This window comes from Ruegeria sp. CDSB117, assembly GCF_059611005.1.
Genome location: NZ_JBXWOS010000002.1, coordinates 96164 through 113909 on the forward strand (window position 1 = coordinate 96164; position 17746 = coordinate 113909).

Sequence of the window (17746 nt, forward strand, 5' to 3'; positions counted from 1 at the left end):
ATGCGTCTCCTTAGAACCCAACCTGATCGCCGCCCTTAAGTGCAAGCCGCACGCGCGCCTCAGCTGGGGTCGCGACCGTTAGGCCAAGGTTTTCAATAATTGATCGGATGCGCGTGACCTGCTCCGCGTTAGATCTGGCCAACTCACCTTTGCCGATGAACAGGCTGTCTTCGAGACCCACCCGAAGGTTTCCGCCGCGCAATGCACTTTGGGTTGCAAAAGGCATTTGGTGACGGCCAGCGGCAAGGACAGACCATTCGTAGTTCTCTGCCCCGAACAGCTTGTCCGCTGTGTTGTGCATGTGGGTTAGATGGTCTGCATCCGCGCCAACTCCACCCAAGATGCCGAACACCATCTGAATGAAAAAAGGCGGTTTGATCAGGCCTTGATCCACGAACCATTTGACGTTGTAGAGATGGCCAAGATCATAGCATTCGAACTCGAACTTGGTGCCATGATCACCACCAAGTTTTTCAATGGCGTAACGAATTGTTTTGAAGGTGTTGGGAAAGATGAAGTCCTCTGTCATCTCCAGGAATGGCTGTTCCCAATCGTGCTGAAACTCAGTGTATTTCTGCAGCATCGGAAAGATGCCAAAGTTCATGGAACCCATGTTGAGAGATGCCATCTCTGGGCTAGTCGAGGTCGCCGCCAGCAGGCGCTCATCCATCGACATACCCAAACCGCCGCCGGTAGAGACATTCATCACCACATCAGTGGACTGTTTGATCACAGGTAAAAATTGCTGAAACAGCTCGGGTCGGGGGTCGGGTTTGCCGGTCTCTGGATGCCGTGCGTGCAAGTGAATAATCGACGCGCCGGCTTGGGCCGCTTCAATACTTGCTGTCGCGATCTCGGCGGGCGTAATCGGCAGATGTGGTGACATCGACGGCGTATGGATGCCCCCTGTGGGTGCGCAGGTGATGATGACGGATTTGGGCATCAGAGTTTCATCTGCTGCACTTGTGCAGACAGCCCCCCGTCCAGAACCCACAACTGGCCAGAGGCATACCGTGCTTCGTCGGAAGCAAGCCAGTTAACCAGGTTTGCAATGTCCTGTGGCGTCCCGTAGGTGCGCGTCGGATGAACATCGCGCACGGCCTGTTGCAGCGTTTCAATATTGCCGCCGCCGCCACCAGATCCATCTCCGTTGAAGAAGCTCTGCAGCATTGGGGTATCGATATAGCCGGGGCAGATGGCGTTTACGCGGATACCTTCGGGGCCATGATCGCAAGCCATTGCGCGGGTCAAAGCGTGTACTGCACCTTTGGTTGCGCAATAGGCCGCAAGACCCGGATCAGCAATGAACCCATCGTAGGAGCCAAAATTGATGAGGCTTGCGCTGTTGCCTGATTTCGCCGCTTCGCGCATCAACGGGATGGCATATTTCGAGGTCAGGAACGTGCCTGTGGAATTAACCGCAAAGCTTTGGTTCCATTCCTCAAGAGTCGTTTCCTCAACCGTTTTTTCGATCTCGATCCCCGCCGCGTTCACAAGGATGTCCAACTTTCCCTGTGCGGCGCGCACATGATCCATCGCTGCAATCGCATCTGCCTCTCGCGTGACATCCAGTTTAACAAAATGACTGCCATCTTCGTCGTGCTGGTTTAACGACCCTTCCGGTGTAAGGTCTGCGGCAAATACTGTTGCGCCTTCTTTTAGAAACCGCGCGACAATCGCGCGACCGATACCGCCGCGCGCGCCGGTCACAAGGGCAATTTTTCCGTTCAGCATCATTGGCTTCAATCCTTCGAAGGCGGATAGCGGTAGCGACTAGCGGCCACCGTCCAATCCAAGTTGTTACGGACATACTGCTGACTTGCATCAGATGGTGGGTTGTAATCCCATGGCGCGCTGGCACCTGCTTCCATTGCGGCATGTAACGCGCGGCGTGATTTCTGCGTGGCAATAATCTTCTTTCGCAATTCACTACCGTCCCACCGTTCCGCGACTTCGGCTGCAAAGCGGGCTGCCGGGTCAGCATAGTCAGGGTCTGTGGCGACATTTTTTGTTTCCAGTGGGTCAGCGTTTAGGTCGTAGAGCTGCGGCGGATCGCTGTCGCAATGAATGTATTTTAAAGGGCCGCGCCGGATCATGATTACGGGATAGCCCGTCATCTCGGCACAATACTCACCGATGGCTTCATCAACTGGGTCGTATTCGCCACGGGCCAAAGGCATTAGACTGCGGCCGTCGATCGGTTCTCCGATCATCGTCTCATTACCGCCGCCAATATCGATAAAGGTTGGCAGCAAATCGACCAGCGACACTGCATTCTGCGTTGTCCCCGCTACAACGCCCGGCCCGGCCATGACCAGTGGAACGCGCGCAGAGTGTTCAAAGAAATTCATTTTATACCACAGCCCACGTTCGCCCAGCATGTCACCGTGATCCGCAGTTACAAACACTATGGTATTGTCCAACTCGCCCGTCTCTTCGAGGGTCTGAATCAGCTCCCCGATCTTGCTGTCGAAGTAGCTGACATTGGCCAGATAAGCATGACGCGCGCGACGGATTTCTTCGTCGCTGAGCGGCACATATGATGCTTCGATCCCATCCATCAATCGACGCGAGAACGGGTCCTGATCCTCCGTCGCGGGTGTAAAGGACGGCATGTCGATCTCATCGTCCAAATAGAGATTCCACCATTCGGGCCTCGCAACGTAAGGATCATGCGGGTGAATGAAGCTTACCACCATCGCAAAGGGCGCATCGTTCCCACGTGCTTTGTCTCGGGCAACATCGAAGAGCCAGCGATTGGCGGCAAAGCCAACTTCATTGTCATAGTCGATCTGGAAGGTCGCATGGGCCAAACCGCTTTCCTTGACGGTTTGCATGTTATGATACCACTTATCGATCCGCTCATCAGGCGCTTCCCAATCCGGGGTCCATGCGAAATCTGCGGGGTAGATATCGGTTGTTACCCTGTCTTCGAACCCATGCATCTGATCTGGGCCAACGAAATGCATCTTGCCTGAAAGACAGGTCCGGTAGCCTAGCGATTTAAGGTAATGCGCAAATGTTGGCACCGATGCTCTGAACTCGGATGCATTGTCGTAAGCTGCAATGCGGCTGATGTGCTGGCCCGACATAAAGGCAAACCGTGAAGGTGCACAGAGTGGAGAATTGCAGTAAGCCGCACCAAAGCGCATGCCGCGCGCGGCTAACGCATCAAGGTGGGGTGTCTTGGCAACCTTGTGCCCGTATGCCCCAGTGAAGTGCGGTGCCAATTGGTCCGCCATGATCACAAGGATGTTTGGCCGTGTCACGCAGCACCTTTTGCGTAAGCATCCAGGACTAGGCCATGGAAGTGATGTACGGCGTGCTCGGACTTGCCGGAACCATCCGGGTCATTGACGATCCGACCTTGGGTGAACGCAGGTGTGTTCATCCCACGCTGCACACTTTCGACAAGGCTGATATCTTCGACCTGAAGAACTTCGTCCAGGTAACGAATTGCGTCCAACTCCATCGCGTCGGGTTCCGGCGTCTCAAGGAAAAAGTCGTAAGTTTCAAGCGTCCGATCTGGCCCAACAGGGATGATGTTCAACACGATCATGCTTGACCGCCCCGGATACCGCATCAGGCAGGTCGTCGGATAGAGCCACCAAACCGCATGGGTTTTCACGGTGGCATTCGACACGTCATATGCGGAATTCGGACTTGTGCCCGCGTCAGCCATATGGCTGGAGTAAATGCCGTAGGTCGTAACCTTGTAGGTATCCATATCCACGAGGTCACAAAAATCTTTGTGCGCTGTAGGACAGTGATAGCACTCTAGGAAGTTGTCCACGACGTTCTTCCAGTTGGATTTGATGTCATAGGTCAGACGATGGCCAAAAGTGAGTTGATCCACATCCGGTGCCCAATGGCGAACTTCGGTTTCCAAGTTGCCGGATTGTTCTGACAAAGAAGCTGCCATCGGATCCAAATTGACGAAAACAAAGCCGCAAAATTCCTCGACCTGCACTGCATCGAGACAAATCTCGTCTTTCCTGAAATCTTCGAGGTTTTCGGTATGTGGTGCGCGGGCCAATTGCCCGTCAAGTTTATAGACCCAAGCATGATAGGGGCACATGATCCGCGTTGTATTGCCTTCGCCCGACAGCAATTCATGCGCACGGTGCTTGCAGACATTATAAAAGGCGCGAAGCTTTCCCTCTTTATCACGCACAACTGCAATGGGTTGGCCGGCAATATCCACTGTTACATAAGATCCCGGCTCACGTGTTTTCTCAACATGACATACCCATTGCCAAGTTTTGGAGAGGATGGCGCGAAGGTCTGCGTCAAACCACTTGCGCTCGGTGTAGGCAGCAGCCTGCAATGAGCTGGAGCGCGAAGGATCAGCATGATAGCCAAAGAAAATTGTATCTGAATCAGTCATGATTGCGTCTCCGATGTTAGGTTAAATCTATTTCAAGTTGGATTCGGAGCTATGTTTAATCAGCCGCCAGTTTGATTATTTTCGCCAAGTATTTGGCATTCGGGGACACCGTAGTAATCCATCAAGCATTGCATTTAGTTGACAAGCGAATGTTGGGTCCTTGCCTGCACCTGTTCAGCGGTCATTCGTGCACATTGCAGCAATCGGCAAAATGGGCTCAAAGCAGCCAATTCGTAACCAACTAGCTGAATGATTGCCGCTTCACACTGCGTACATAATCAATCGTAAACTCCGAGTATCCGTCCGAAGTCGATTTAAGATGTTCCCGTGTCCAGTGATGCAACGCGGGTAGCTGGTGGAAGGGCACATTCGGAAAGGCGTGGTGTTCGGCGTGATAGGGCATGTTCCAGGCCACAAAACGCACGATCCGGTTGGTGAACGTGGTGCGCGAGTTCTCGAGCATGTTGGCGACTGGCGGACACAGGCCGTGTTCCGCCAGTAGATAGAGGCGCAGGAATGGTTGCCCCAGCAGAACGGGTAAAATCCAAAGCCAGAGGAGCAGCGGCGACAGGAGCAGGCTTAGGGCTGCGACCGCGTAGAGTATCAGCAGCAGACGTGCCTCAGCCCGCATGGCGGCGTGTTGGCGCGCCGGTAGGTACGGGGCGTCGATGTTACCAAAGGCGTTTTGGAACAGGACAAGTGCCATGCCTTTCCAGTAAGGCCAGCCCGACAGATAGATCAGCAGGCTCAGCCGGTCTTGCGGTCGTGGCTTACCGCCAAGCTCGGGGTCTTTTTCCGGGTGGTTCGTCCATTTGTGGTGCGCAAGGTGAAAATATCGAAACCACGTGAAGGGCAGGGCGATCGGTACTGAAACAAGATGCCCGACAGCGTCGTTCAGCCAGCCGGTCTTGAACGGGGTCTTATGGGTGCATTCATGGCTAAGCGTGAACAGAAACACCAACAAGACACCCTGTGGCAGGATCAGGACCGGCCAGAGAGGGACCCGCCACGCGATACCCGCACTGGTGGCGGACAGTAACACCAGGTAGCCCAGTAGATGCCGCAGACCTGCTGTGTCCGAGCGCCGTTGTAGCTGATCTTTGGCCTCAGGTGGCAGCGACGCTATGAGGGCGCGGTGATCCATGCATCATCCACGCGCTATGTCGAACCCTGGCTCGGCCAGTTCGAAACCGTCAAACTGGAACCCGGGCGAAACAGTGCAACTGACCAACGTATAGTCTCCGGTGGTGCGCGCCGCCTGCCAGTGTTTTTCGGGCACGATTAGTTGCGGTGCGCCCTTTGAAAGGTCTGGGCCCAGGATGTGATCGGTGGCTGGACCGTCATCCGTAGCGCTCAGCGACAGGATCAGCGGAGCACCAGAGTGGTAGAGCCAGATTTCGGTGGCGTCCACGCGGTGCCAGTGGCTGCTTTCACCAGCGGCCAATAGGAAATAGATGCAGGTCCCGGTGGCGCGGCCTGCGTTATCCGCGCGCCAGGTTTCGCGAAACCAACCGCCCTCCGGGTGTTGTTCCAGTCTCAGGTGGTCGATGATCTCTTGTGCGGTCATGGGGCCTCGTGTCTTTTGCGATGATTATGCACGGGAAGGTGCGATCCGCTATGGTATTCGTGTACGCAAGGAATATGTTTGCCGCATGACCCTGACCATCCCGTTTGATAACAGCTACGCCCGCCTTCCCAACAGCTTTTATGCGCGGCAGGCACCTATACCTGTGCGTGCCCCACGCCTGATCGCATTCAACTCGGAATTGGCGAAGGTATTGAAGGTCACACCGGGGGAGGTAGAGGAGATGGCTGAAGCCTTCGCTGGCAACACGCTGCCCGAAGGCGCAGAGCCGATTGCGCAGCTTTATTCGGGACATCAGTTCGGCAATTATAACCCGCAGCTTGGGGACGGCCGCGCTGTACTGCTGGGCGAAACGATCGGGACAGATGGCCTCCGCCGGGATATCCAGCTCAAAGGGTCCGGTCCAACCCCGTTCAGCCGTCAGGGGGATGGCCGCGCATGGCTTGGGCCTGTGCTGCGGGAATACGTGGTGTCCGAGGCAATGCATGCGCTGGGTATCCCGACGACCCGCGCGCTGGCGGCGGTTGAGACCGGAGAGGTCGTTCTGCGCGAGGGGCCGATGCCCGGTGCGGTTCTGACCCGTGTGGCGCAAAGCCATCTACGGGTCGGGACATTTCAGGTTTTCGCCGCGCGTGGACAGCTGGACAGCCTGCGCCGCCTGACGGAATACGCAATAGACCGCCACTATCCTGACGCGAATTGTCCGATGGGCCTGCTGCGCGCGGTGGTGGAGGCGCAATCGCAATTGATCGCAGCATGGATGAGTGTTGGCTTTATCCATGGGGTGATGAACACCGACAATTGCTCAATCGCGGGTGAGACCATCGATTATGGACCTTGCGCCTTTATGGACAGCTATCATCCGAACACGGTCTACAGCTCGATTGACCGGATGGGGCGCTATGCTTTTTCCAACCAGCCCGACATTGCCGTTTGGAACGTGGCACAACTGGCGACGGCACTGATTCAGCAGATGGAAGACAAGGACGCTGCCGTTGAAGAGGCGACCGAGATCGTACACGCCATGCCTGCGCAGCTACAGGAGAGCTGGTTGAAGCGGTTCCGCGCCAAGATCGGGTTGATGACCGAAGAAGAGGGCGATCTGGAACTGATCTCGGATCTGCTGACGCGCATGGCGCAGAACCAAGCGGATTTCACCAACACCTTCAGGGCGCTGGGCAGTGATGCCGCACGTGATCAGTTCACCAATCCTGCGGCGTACGACACCTGGTCCGACGGGTGGGCCGCGCGTCTGGGGCGTGAGCAGGACCCATCCGCCGTAGTGTCCGCCGCAAACCCGGCTTTCATTCCGCGCAATCACCGGGTTGAACAAATGATACAGTCGGCCGTTCAGGGCGATTACGAGCCGTTCCAAAGGCTGAACACTGTTCTGGCGCGACCTTATGAGGATCAGTCCGATACGGATGATCTGAAACGCCCGCCATCAGAGACCGAAGTTGTCCATGCGACGTTCTGTGGAACCTGAAGTTCTGGCGCTCAGACCTCATCACGATAGGGATTGACCTCATCCGGCCAACGGCGGGCGTATTGCGAGATCATCAGGTAGACATCCGCCCCGTCGATTGCCCTGCGCGCATCGCGGACCATGCGCAGGTTCAGGGTGTCGACGTCTTCGGCGGTAATCGCGCGCAGCGGGTTGTAGTAGACGGTGATCAGAATGGTCCGACCTTGCTTGGTTACTGACATGTCCCGCAATGCGCCACCGTCCTCTGCGATCGCCGGGCGCAAAGCCCGACGCGCAGCAGCAAGAAGGTCGGGGCTTGCGGTGGCGTTTGCCAGCTCACCCAACCCACCACGGAAGTCGCGTAGGTATGATCCGATGGCCAGAACGCACAGGAACAGTACGATGATCGAGTCGCCGACGGGTGCGATCGCCGATAGGGCCCCATCCCGGAACAGGTAGATTGCCCCAAGGCCAATTGCTGCGGCGGCCGTGAACAGACCATCGAACAGCGCTGCCTTGGATTCCAGCCGTAGGATTGCACTGGCCTTCCCGGTCTGCCTCCAAGTGAAATAGTGAAACGCCCATAACAGCACGCAGGTAAGGCCGATGGCAGCGAAGTAGATGAACATCGGCCCAAATATCAGCGGTTCAGGCATCATGCCGTTGTAGTAGCTGTAGATGTTTTTAGTCGCGTTCGAGATGGCGAACAGCACCAGTCCTAACAGAGACAAAGAGCGGAAGGTGGAAAAGATCGCCTCATCCGCTGCATAGCCAAACGGGCGGCGCTTGTCGGGGCCTGCATCAATCTTCAAACTGATACGGCGGCCAAGGAATGCCGATCCAAAGCCGACCAGCGAATACAGGCCGTCCATCATGATCGCGTTAGAGTTTGACAGGATCCCGGCCAGAATACCCGCCCCACCCATGAACAGGTTGCCGCCCATGGCAACGATGAGAGCGCGCCCCTCAAGCTGCTTTCTGCGTTCTGCATTTGGCATCGACATCTGGTAACGTCCTGATAGGGCATCAAACTCCGCAACAGATACCTGTTCGAAGAGGATAGGCCAACACCTGCGATGGCGTGCCGTCCTAGTCCCGCACGATTTCAAGCACAGCGGCACTGACAATCAGGATAGCGCCCAACAACTCACGCAACCCGAACGGCTCGCCCGAGAATGCGGCGGCCGAGGCCAGGCCGACGACCACCTCGCTCATCAACAAGATACCGACGCGGGCAGGGGACAGTTTGGTCGCGGGCCAAATGGTCATGAACACCATGGGTAAGGTGTAGAAGGCCGACAGCAGTACAAACTGAAGGGTCCAAAGAATATCCGCCTGCACAATTGTCGGCAACACGGGTTCGGGCAGGACCGTGAGGCTGACCAGGGAAAGGATCAGCGCGCCTGCGACAAAGGCAAAGACCTGACCCGAGGCTGAGATCGTACTGGTTCGGTACAGCCCCAACGTACCCAGCGCCCAGCACATGCCCGAGGCCAACGCCATCCAGTCGCCGCTGTTTTGGGGCAGTGGAATACCACCTTTGTCGCCCAGCACGACGAACAGACCACCGACGCCGCAGGCAAGTCCCGCAAGCCGCCCCAGAGTCAGGCGTTCACCCAGAAACACCCGGCCCAGAATCGTGCCCCAGATCGGCGTGAGGTAGAATAACAGGATCGACCGCACCACATCCGTATAGACAAGGCTGATGGAATAAAGACTGAAGGCCGCGCCGGTGAACACACCGCTGAACACGAGGTCGCGCCATTGCAGGGCCAGCGTTCCTCGCTCTTTCCAGATGAAGGGAACCAGGCCCAGCAGCGCAACGCTATACATCGCAATACCCGGCCAGGGCCCGGTCAGGCCTAGGTCAAAGAGAAACCGAACGGGGATCCAATAGAGACCCCACATCATGCCACCGATCACCAGGACAATGCTTGCCCAGGTGCGGTTGTTCGAGAGTGTGTTGCTGGAAACCACTGCAGGCCTCAATTGGACGCGTTCCACGGGGATAGAGTATCGGCACCCCGTTGATCAAGCGCAGCATTCCTGACCGCGCCGTCTGCCAGAATATTGCGCACTTTGGCAGCGCGAAAAGCTCTTATTTGCCGCTCCTGCAGAAGACTAGGGTTGCGCCCCGCCACCAGCGTGGCACTTTGGGGTTCGTCCATTTGATCGGAACCTTATGTCGCCTCAATCAACCCTGCGGATTGCAAGCTATAACATCCAGAAATGCGTGGGCTTGGATTTTCGCCGCCAACCGCAGCGCATCATGCAGGTCATCGACAGCATGCAAGCCGATATCGTGGTGCTGCAGGAGGCCGACAAACGTTTGCCGCCACGACCCGCGGCCTTACCGCATTTCATGTTGGATGAAGCCGGTTGGCAGATTGTCGATCTGGGGGGCGCAGGCAGCTTGGGCTGGCACGGCAACGCCGTCATCTGGCGCGGAGACAAAATCGACGTGCGCAAGACCGGTCACCATGATTTGCCTGGGTTGGAACCCCGCGGTGCCGTGCGGGTAGAGTTCGATACCCAGATCGGGCCACTTCGGGTGATGGGGATGCATCTGGGTCTTTTGCCCGCATCTCGGCGGCAACAGATTCATCAACTCCGGCGCTGCGATGAGGATCTGGATCAGATGCCTACCGTATGGGCCGGAGATTTCAACGAGTGGTCGCGCCAGCCAGTGCTCGATCATCTTGCACCCGACATGCGATTTTTACCCCCGGTTCCCAGTTTCCCGGCTGCACAGCCTCTGGGCGCACTGGATCGGATCGCGCTGGGCGCTGGGCTTGAAGCCGTTGTGCATGGCGTCCACAAAGCGCGGCCTGCGCATATCGCATCAGATCACCTGCCGATATGGGCTGATCTTCGCCGGGTTGCTTAGGCGCAATTCCCCTGTGGCGCCAGCGGCGCAGACGTATTAAGACAGAAACCCGAACTACTCTGAGGGTCACTATGTCCGACACGATCATCGCCCGCTGCGAAGCCAAAGGTTTGCGCATGACGGGTCAGCGCCGCACGATTGCTCAGGTCTTGCAGCAAAGCGATGACCATCCGGATGTAGAAGAGCTGTATGCGCGCGCCTCAAAAGTGGATTCGGGTATCTCGATTGCCACGGTCTATCGCACCGTAAAGCTGTTCGAAGAGGCAGGGATTCTGGAGCGGTTGGAATTCGGTGATGGACGCGCCCGCTATGAAGATGCCGAGAGAGACCACCACGACCACCTGATCGACATGCAGTCGGGGGAAGTGATCGAATTTGTCGACCCCGAGATCGAGGCCCTGCAGGAAAAGATCGCAGCCAAGCTTGGGTACAAGCTGAAAGGGCACCGGCTGGAACTGTACGGCGTGCCGCTGGAACAAGATTGATTCATCACGAAACGCGATTGGTTGCCGCACGGCAATTCATCAATCATGTCGCAATATGGCTTGCGGCGTCGCCGATGTTACGGTTTTGCTGACTTAAGGTCGCGGAATTTCCCGCGCCATCTCAACGGACACGCGTATGAACAACGTACACGGCATCTTGCTGATCATCGGATCGATGGCGGCCTTCGCGCTTGAGGACATGTTCATCAAGCATTTGTCGATCACTGTCCCTACGGGCCAGATCATGATCGCATTGGGGTTGGTATGTGGACTGGTCTTCGTCGCGATGTCGTTGACCACGCGCAAACGCATCCTAGATCCGGTGGCGTGGCAAGGCCTGCCGCTGGCGCGGGCAGCGACAGAAGCGGTTGGTGCCCTGACCTTTGTCACTGCGCTGTCTCTGGTCGAGTTGTCTACGGTTGCCGCCGTATTTCAGGCCATGCCGCTGGCCGTGACCATGGGCGCCGCGCTATTTCTGGGCGAGCAAGTCGGTTGGCGACGTTGGAGCGCCATCGGGATCGGCTTTATCGGTGTCCTGATGATTATTCGTCCGGGTCTGGAGGGGTTCCAGCCCGAGTCGCTGTTCGTGGTGGCGACCGTTATTGCGATCGCCGCACGTGATCTGATCACACGCAAGCTGGACGTCCGTGTGGCCTCGTCCGTTGTTGCCATGCAGGCGTATATCGCCGTTGCCCTTGCCGGGGTGGTTCTGATGGTATTTTTGGCTCAGCCCATTGTCCCGCTGCAGAACGCCCAGATTGGTCCGTATCTGGGGGCAATCGGCTTTGGCGTCCTGGGATATTACGGCATCGTGACGGCCATGCGGATCGGTGAGGCCTCGGCCCTGACACCTTTCCGGTACAGCCGGCTCGTGTTTTCCATCGCGGCAGGGATGTTGATGTTTGGCGAACGGCCTGATTTGATGACTGTGGCCGGTGCCGCGTTGATCCTCGGCTCTGGCATGTACACCTTTGTTCGCGAACGCAGGTTGGCGTGTGACATGGTGGTTGCAGCCTGACGGATCGTCGCACGTTGGCGCAAACACGTGGCTGTTAGCCCTAAACGCCCATGAATATGCCCGTTAGCGATAACATCGCTGGTTTACTTTTGGCCCGGTAATGTTATGAGGCATGCAACCAAATGCAGCCATAGGGACGGGCCTCATGAGCACCATCATCGACATCCACGCACGCGAAATCCTGGACAGCCGGGGCAACCCAACCGTCGAAGTGGACGTGATTCTGGAAGACGGCACCTTGGGCCGCGCTGCTGTGCCTTCGGGTGCGTCAACCGGTGCGTATGAGGCGGTGGAAAAGCGTGACGGTGATAAATCCCGTTATATGGGCAAGGGTGTGCTTGAAGCTGTCGCCGCTGTGAACGGCGAGATCGCCGAAGAGCTGGTCGGCTATGATGCGACCGAGCAGGTCGCCATCGACGGTGCGATGATCGAACTAGACGGGACCGAAAACAAGAGCCGTCTGGGCGCAAACGCTATTCTGGGTGTGTCGCTGGCGACCGCCAAAGCAGCGGCGGATTTCACGACGCAGCCTTTGTACCGTTATGTCGGCGGCACCTCGGCCCGTGTATTGCCGGTTCCGATGATGAACATCATCAACGGTGGTGAGCATGCCGACAACCCGATCGACATTCAGGAATTCATGATCATGCCGACCTCGGCCGCGAATATCCGCGAAGCTGTGCGCATGGGCTCCGAGGTGTTCCACACGCTGAAACGTGAGTTGTCGGCGGCTGGTCTGGCCACCGGTGTTGGCGACGAGGGCGGCTTTGCGCCCAATATCGCCTCGACCCGCGAAGCGCTGGATTTCATCCTCCAGTCCATCGAAAAGGCTGGCTACAAGCCAGGTGAGGAAATCCATCTGGCGTTGGATTGTGCAGCAACCGAGTACTACAAGGACGGCAAATACGTCCTGTCGGGCGAGAAAATTTCGCTGACGTCCGAGGAAAACGCCGAGTATCTGGCGGCTCTGGTCAAAGACTATCCGATCATATCGATCGAAGACGGCATGTCCGAAGATGACTGGGACGGCTGGAAGGCCCTAACTGACGCCATCGGCGATAAAGTCCAACTGGTGGGGGACGACTTGTTCGTAACCAATCCGGCGCGTCTGGCCGAAGGGATCGAGCGTGGCTGCGCCAACTCGATGCTGGTCAAGGTGAACCAGATCGGCTCGTTGACCGAAACCCTGCGCGCGGTCGATATGGCCCACCGCGCAGGCTATACCAACGTGATGTCGCACCGCTCGGGCGAGACTGAGGACGCGACCATCGCCGATCTGGCGGTTGCGACTAACTGTGGTCAGATCAAAACCGGCTCGCTGGCGCGGTCGGACCGGCTGGCCAAGTACAACCAACTGATCCGTATCGAGGAATCGCTGGGTGAAGTCGCGGAATACGCAGGCGCGTCAATCCTTCGCAACTGAGATCAATAATGCTAGACTGATCCTCGTGTTTTTCGAGGATCGTGTTTTGCTTAAAGTAATCGAAGCTGAAACGCTGGACCACTTTGATGAGGTTCGGCGTTTGTGTTGGGAATATCGCGACTTCCTGCTGACGTTGGACGCCAAGTCCGTGCGCGTCGTAAAAACCTTTTATCCCCGCGACGTTTATGCCCGGCTGATGGACGAGATCGAAGTCGAACACGCCCCACCGGGCGGTGGTGTACGGCTGGTATTAAAGGATGGACATGCCGTTGGGTGCGGAATGTTCCGGACAATCGGGCCGGGCATTGCCGAAATTAAACGGGTGTTTGTAAATGACGCCGCCCGAGGGACAGGGGCAGGATATGCGGTCATGATGTCCTTGATTGAACAGTGCCGAAAACAGGGGTTCGACTGTATTCGCATGGACACGGGCAAACCATTGGAATCGGCAACGCGTCTGTACCTGTCGATGGGCTTCCAACTGCGCGACGCATATTCCGAGATTCCGGAGATCGCGAAAGACACATTATTGTTTTTTGAGATGCCTTTGTCCGGTGCTCAGGCAGAAAACTCGCAAATTGAGTGATTTTTTTTTCAAAGCCTTACGTGCTGTTTTCGCTTGTAAAAATCAAACTTGTTAGAAATATACCTACATAAATTCAATTTTGTGTGAACTTTTACCTATTTGTCCGATCCCGGTGTCTCGTAATGTGCCTGCATTACAGAAAGGGGAACGACATGACTGGTTCGAAAATCCTTCTCGTAGCTTTAGTGATCAGCACTGTATTTTTGGCGGCCTGTGCGGGGCCGGGCACTTATCCGATCACCGGGGAGGCGGTGTCCGCAAGTGACCCGGTTTTGGCAATGGAATCGCCGACCTACATGTATCGCGGTGAAGCCCGCTAGGGCTTTCATGGGGGGACGGGCGGCGACGCCCGTAAGTATCTGACCGATTTAGAGCTTTCGGCTCATCAAAACATAGCGATCGCGCGGTTTGAAGCCGGTGCGCAAGTACAGTTTATGCGCGGCCTCGTTTGTGCGATCGACTTCTAGGTGAAGGGCGGTCAGACCGGCCTCGGCCAGAGCTTTTGGCAGGTCAAGCAACACTTCGGTGGCGATGCCACGGCCGCGTACGGCCGGGCGGATGTAGATTTCGTCTATGAAGCCGTCCATGCCGCCAAATTCGACCGACCAGCCGAAAGTCAGGATGACATAGCCCAGCGGCGCGCGCCCTGGGCCGATCAGATAGACGCAGCCGTGGGGAATACCCTCTAGCAAGGGGGTCAGCGCATTGAGGGTCTGGTCCATGTCCTGCGCAATCCCGGCTTCGGTGTGGAACGCGGTCACCAAGCCCATCAGGCGGTCCAGATCTTCGGGGCGCGCAAGGCGAAGTGCAGCGCTCATAGCCGGGCCAGCCGTTCGGTCAGCAGGGCGAAAAAGCCGTCTGCGTCGACTTCTCCCATGAACATCGCGTTGGGCGGATGGTCGGTCACGCGCCACCAATCGGCGACGGTCATACCCATCGTCAGTTCGGACTGCGTTTCGATCTGTACGTTAATGTGCCGGCCCGAGAACAGCTCGGGCTGGATCAGATAGGCGGTCACGCAGGGGTCGTGCAGCGGCGCGCCTTCTGAGCCGTATTTCTCTATATCGAATCGTTCGAAGAAATCCGTCATCTCGGCCACGGCATGCCCGACCTTACTGTCGAGCGCGCGGAAGGCGTCATTGCGATGTTTCGTGACCAGCGCATCATGGGTCACGTCTAGCGGCATAACGACGACATGAACGCCGGATTTAAACACGATATCAGCAGCTTCGGGGTCGACATAGATGTTGAACTCCGCTGCCGGGGTGATGTTTCCGACCTCAAAATACGCACCGCCCATCAGAACGATTTCCTGTACCCGATCAACAATATCAGGCGCTTTTTGAAAGGCGGATGCGATGTTCGTCAACGGGCCAAGCGGGCAAAGTGTGACGGTTCCCGGCTCATGTGCGCGCAGGGTGTCGATGATGAAGTCGACCGCGTGCCCGTCGGCCAGCGGCATTTCCGGATCAGGCAGGACGGGGCCGTCGAGGCCGGTCTTGCCGTGCACATGTTCTGCGGTGACCAGAGGGCGGTTCAACGGGCGGTCACATCCGGCATAAACAGGAATATGCGTGTGGCCGGCCAGTTCACAGACGATCCGCGCATTTTTGGCCGTCAGTTCCAACGGCACATTCCCGGCGACAGCGGTGATGCCCAGAACCTCGATCTCTTCCGGGCTGGCCAACGCAAGCAGGATGGCGACGGCGTCGTCTTGCCCGGGGTCGGTGTCGATGATGATCTTGCGCGGTGCCATGCTTTGCCTCCGGGGTCTTGAAGCGCGGACACTCGCAAGTGTCACCACGCTTGTCCAGCGGTTTCAGCCTTGCGTTGTCGCATCCACCGGCGGGAGTTTGCCATTGGCGCGGTGCTCTTCGATTTTGACTTCGTCCCAAAGCGCATCCATTTCTTCGAGATCGCTTTGAGATGGTGTTTTCCCGCGCGTAGCCAGCCGGGCTTCGACTTGCTCGAACCGTCGCGTGAACTTGGCGTTGGTGCGGCGCAGGGCGGCCTCAGGCTCGATGCCCAGATGACGGCCCAGATTGACCATCACGAACAGAAGATCACCGAATTCATCCTCCAGCGCGTCTGCGTCCTTAGCATTACGCGCTTCCTCCAGCTCTGCAGCCTCTTCGGTGATCTTGGCCAACACATGGCTGGCATCGGGCCAGTCAAACCCTACGCGGGCCGCGCGTTTCTGAAGTTTGTGCGCGCGCAACAGGGCAGGCAGGTTGGCCGCGACACCGTCCAGCGCCCCTTTCTGTTCCTTGCCCGCGCGCTCTGCCGCCTTGATGGTTTCCCAATCCAAGGTCTGCTGGTCCGCTGATTTATCGCGGGATTCATCGCCAAATACATGCGGGTGACGGTCGACCATCTTGTCCGACATGGTCCGCACCACGTCCTGAAAGGTGAAATGCCCGGCTTCCTCGGCCATTTGTGCGTGAAAGACCGACTGGAATAGCAAATCGCCCAGCTCGCCTTTCAGCTCATCATAGGCTTCGCGCTCGATGGCGTCCGCGACCTCATATGCCTCTTCGATCGTGTAGGGGGCGATGGTTGCAAAATCCTGTTCGATATCCCAAGGACAGCCCGTTTCCGGGTCGCGCAGGCGGCGCATTATTTCCAGCAGGCGCTCGATACCCGCTTCGCTGTCTTGGATCAGAGGATTTTCGGCCATTGCGAACCCTTTCGTTCCGGTGTCAGATGCATCCATTCCGCAGTCCCGATCAGGAGTCCAGCCCAGATGCCCGTCGTCAACCGAATTGCCGATTACTCAGCCGACATGGCCGCATGGCGCAAACACTTGCATTCAATCCCCGAGCTTGAGTTCGAATGCTATGAAACGGCGGCATTTGTTGCGGACCGTCTGCGCGAATTCGGAGTGGACGAGTTGCACGAAGGTATTGCCAAGACCGGGATCGTCGCGATCATTAACGGGCGGGGTGACGGGCCGACGATCGGTCTGCGTGCTGACATGGACGCGCTGCCGATCCCTGAAGAGACGGGGGTCGAGTACGCCTCGACCAAGCCGGGCAAGATGCACGCCTGCGGCCATGACGGGCATACCACGATGTTGCTGGGTGCTGCGCGCTATCTGGCCGAGACACGGAACTTTCGTGGCCGCGTGGCGCTGATCTTTCAGCCAGCCGAAGAGGAAGGCGGCGGTGCGGGCGTGATGGTCGAAGAAGGCATCATGGACCGGTTCGACATCTCTCAGGTCTATGCGCTGCACAATGCGCCAAACCTGCCCGTTGGCGCGTTTCACACCACTCCGGGGCCGATCATGGCGGCTGTGGATACGTTTGAGATACATATTCAAGGCGTTGGCGGCCATGGCGCCATGCCACATGAAACCAGAGATCCGGTAATGGCGGCCTGTGGCATCGCGCAGGCGATTCAAACCATCGTCAGCCGCAACCACTATGCGCTGGACGATCTGGTTGTCTCGGTGACACAGATTCACACCGGGACAGTGAACAACGTGATCCCCGATACCGCTTTCATCAACGGCACTGTCCGAACCTTCGATCCAAACGTTCAGCAGATGGTGATCGAGCGTATGCAGCAAATCGTGCAGGGGCAGGCAACCTCATACGGGGTCGAGGCGCGGCTGGACTATGAAAAGAACTATCCGGCCACGATCAATGATGGCGAAAAGGCCGGATTTGCCGCCGAGGTGGCTCGCGATGTGTCGGGGGCCGAGCGTGTGGTGGGCAACATGGGACGCGAGATGGGGGCCGAGGATTTCTCGTACATGCTGCAATCGCGCCCCGGCGCCTATCTGTTTCTAGGGCAGGGCGAGAGCGCGGGGCTGCACCATCCGAAATACAATTTCAATGACGAGATCGCGCCGATCGGCGCTTCGTTCTTTGCGCGGATCGTCGAAAAGGCACAGCCGCTGGGCTGATGG

19 protein-coding genes are annotated in these 17746 nt (G+C 57.4%); 8 read left to right on the forward strand and 11 right to left on the reverse strand.

Annotated elements, in window-relative coordinates; all coding sequences use genetic code 11:
• Positions 1-10: 10 nt before the first annotated feature.
• The 6 genes from kce to AC2FJC_RS03320 form a co-directional block, all read right to left on the reverse strand.
• Positions 11-943 (reverse strand): 3,5-dioxohexanoate:acetyl-CoA acetone transferase, encoded by a 933-nt coding sequence (kce, locus tag AC2FJC_RS03295; RefSeq protein ID WP_496723195.1) that lies wholly within the window; start codon positions 941-943, stop codon positions 11-13.
• Entirely contained in the window at positions 943-1737 is a 795-nt protein-coding gene (locus AC2FJC_RS03300) for an SDR family NAD(P)-dependent oxidoreductase (protein WP_496738398.1), read from the reverse strand. The genes kce and AC2FJC_RS03300 overlap by 1 nt, the downstream gene beginning before the upstream one ends.
• A 5-nt stretch (positions 1738-1742) precedes the next feature.
• A complete protein-coding gene (gene betC, locus AC2FJC_RS03305) occupies positions 1743-3269 on the reverse strand; it encodes a choline-sulfatase (protein ID WP_496738399.1) in 1527 nt (508 codons plus the stop codon).
• Complete coding sequence (locus tag AC2FJC_RS03310; protein ID WP_496738400.1) at positions 3266-4387, reverse strand: aromatic ring-hydroxylating oxygenase subunit alpha; 1122 nt, start codon at positions 4385-4387, stop codon at positions 3266-3268. The genes betC and AC2FJC_RS03310 overlap by 4 nt, the downstream gene beginning before the upstream one ends.
• A gap of 241 nt (positions 4388-4628) precedes the next feature.
• On the reverse strand, positions 4629-5531 hold the full coding sequence (locus tag AC2FJC_RS03315) for a fatty acid desaturase (RefSeq protein ID WP_496738401.1): 903 nt from the start codon (positions 5529-5531) through the stop codon (positions 4629-4631).
• A gap of 3 nt (positions 5532-5534) precedes the next feature.
• Positions 5535-5954, reverse strand: coding sequence for a cupin domain-containing protein (locus AC2FJC_RS03320; RefSeq protein WP_496738402.1), 420 nt, complete (start codon positions 5952-5954; stop codon positions 5535-5537).
• Between the two features lie 85 nt (positions 5955-6039).
• Between AC2FJC_RS03320 and AC2FJC_RS03325 the strand changes: the two genes are divergently transcribed.
• The gene (locus AC2FJC_RS03325; RefSeq protein ID WP_496738594.1) at positions 6040-7458 is read left to right on the forward strand and encodes a protein adenylyltransferase SelO; all 1419 of its coding nucleotides are present in this window, start codon (positions 6040-6042) and stop codon (positions 7456-7458) included.
• Between the two features lie 11 nt (positions 7459-7469).
• On the opposite strand, the gene AC2FJC_RS03330 is transcribed toward AC2FJC_RS03325, so the two are convergent.
• Positions 7470-8441: a cation efflux transmembrane domain-containing protein gene (locus tag AC2FJC_RS03330; RefSeq protein WP_496738403.1), complete on the reverse strand. Its 972-nt coding sequence runs from the start codon at positions 8439-8441 to the stop codon at positions 7470-7472.
• Positions 8442-8526: 85 nt separating this feature from the next.
• Positions 8527-9414: a DMT family transporter gene (locus AC2FJC_RS03335; RefSeq protein WP_496738404.1), complete on the reverse strand. Its 888-nt coding sequence runs from the start codon at positions 9412-9414 to the stop codon at positions 8527-8529.
• Positions 9415-9619: 205 nt separating this feature from the next.
• On the opposite strand from AC2FJC_RS03335, the gene AC2FJC_RS03340 reads away from it, so the two are divergent.
• The 6 genes from AC2FJC_RS03340 to AC2FJC_RS03365 all read left to right on the forward strand — a co-directional run bounded on the left by AC2FJC_RS03340 (position 9620) and on the right by AC2FJC_RS03365 (position 14156).
• Positions 9620-10324 (forward strand): endonuclease/exonuclease/phosphatase family protein, encoded by a 705-nt coding sequence (locus AC2FJC_RS03340; RefSeq protein ID WP_496738405.1) that lies wholly within the window; start codon positions 9620-9622, stop codon positions 10322-10324.
• A 71-nt stretch (positions 10325-10395) separates the two neighbouring features.
• Entirely contained in the window at positions 10396-10809 is a 414-nt protein-coding gene (locus AC2FJC_RS03345) for a Fur family transcriptional regulator (RefSeq protein WP_496738406.1), read from the forward strand.
• Between the two features lie 136 nt (positions 10810-10945).
• Positions 10946-11827 carry a DMT family transporter gene (locus tag AC2FJC_RS03350; protein WP_496738407.1) on the forward strand — a complete coding sequence of 294 codons (882 nt, stop codon included), beginning with the start codon at positions 10946-10948 and terminating at the stop codon, positions 11825-11827.
• A gap of 145 nt (positions 11828-11972) precedes the next feature.
• Positions 11973-13250, forward strand: a complete 1278-nt coding sequence (eno, locus tag AC2FJC_RS03355) for a phosphopyruvate hydratase (RefSeq protein ID WP_496738408.1) — start codon at positions 11973-11975, stop codon at positions 13248-13250.
• A 46-nt stretch (positions 13251-13296) separates the two neighbouring features.
• Positions 13297-13836: a GNAT family N-acetyltransferase gene (locus AC2FJC_RS03360; RefSeq protein ID WP_496738409.1), complete on the forward strand. Its 540-nt coding sequence runs from the start codon at positions 13297-13299 to the stop codon at positions 13834-13836.
• Positions 13837-13988: 152 nt separating this feature from the next.
• Entirely contained in the window at positions 13989-14156 is a 168-nt protein-coding gene (locus AC2FJC_RS03365) for a hypothetical protein (protein WP_496738410.1), read from the forward strand.
• 48 nt (positions 14157-14204) lie between these two features.
• Here the strand turns inward: AC2FJC_RS03365 and AC2FJC_RS03370 are convergent, their stop codons facing one another.
• The 3 genes from AC2FJC_RS03370 to mazG form a co-directional block, all read right to left on the reverse strand.
• Positions 14205-14654, reverse strand: a complete 450-nt coding sequence (locus AC2FJC_RS03370) for a GNAT family N-acetyltransferase (protein WP_496738411.1) — start codon at positions 14652-14654, stop codon at positions 14205-14207.
• Entirely contained in the window at positions 14651-15592 is a 942-nt protein-coding gene (locus AC2FJC_RS03375; RefSeq protein ID WP_496738412.1) for a nucleoside hydrolase, read from the reverse strand. Before AC2FJC_RS03375 ends, AC2FJC_RS03370 begins: the two co-directional genes overlap by 4 nt.
• A 63-nt stretch (positions 15593-15655) precedes the next feature.
• On the reverse strand, positions 15656-16513 hold the full coding sequence (gene mazG, locus AC2FJC_RS03380) for a nucleoside triphosphate pyrophosphohydrolase (RefSeq protein WP_496738595.1): 858 nt from the start codon (positions 16511-16513) through the stop codon (positions 15656-15658).
• Positions 16514-16579: 66 nt separating this feature from the next.
• Between mazG and AC2FJC_RS03385 the strand changes: the two genes are divergently transcribed.
• On the forward strand, positions 16580-17743 hold the full coding sequence (locus AC2FJC_RS03385; RefSeq protein ID WP_496738413.1) for a M20 aminoacylase family protein: 1164 nt from the start codon (positions 16580-16582) through the stop codon (positions 17741-17743).
• Positions 17744-17746: the final 3 nt, after the last annotated feature.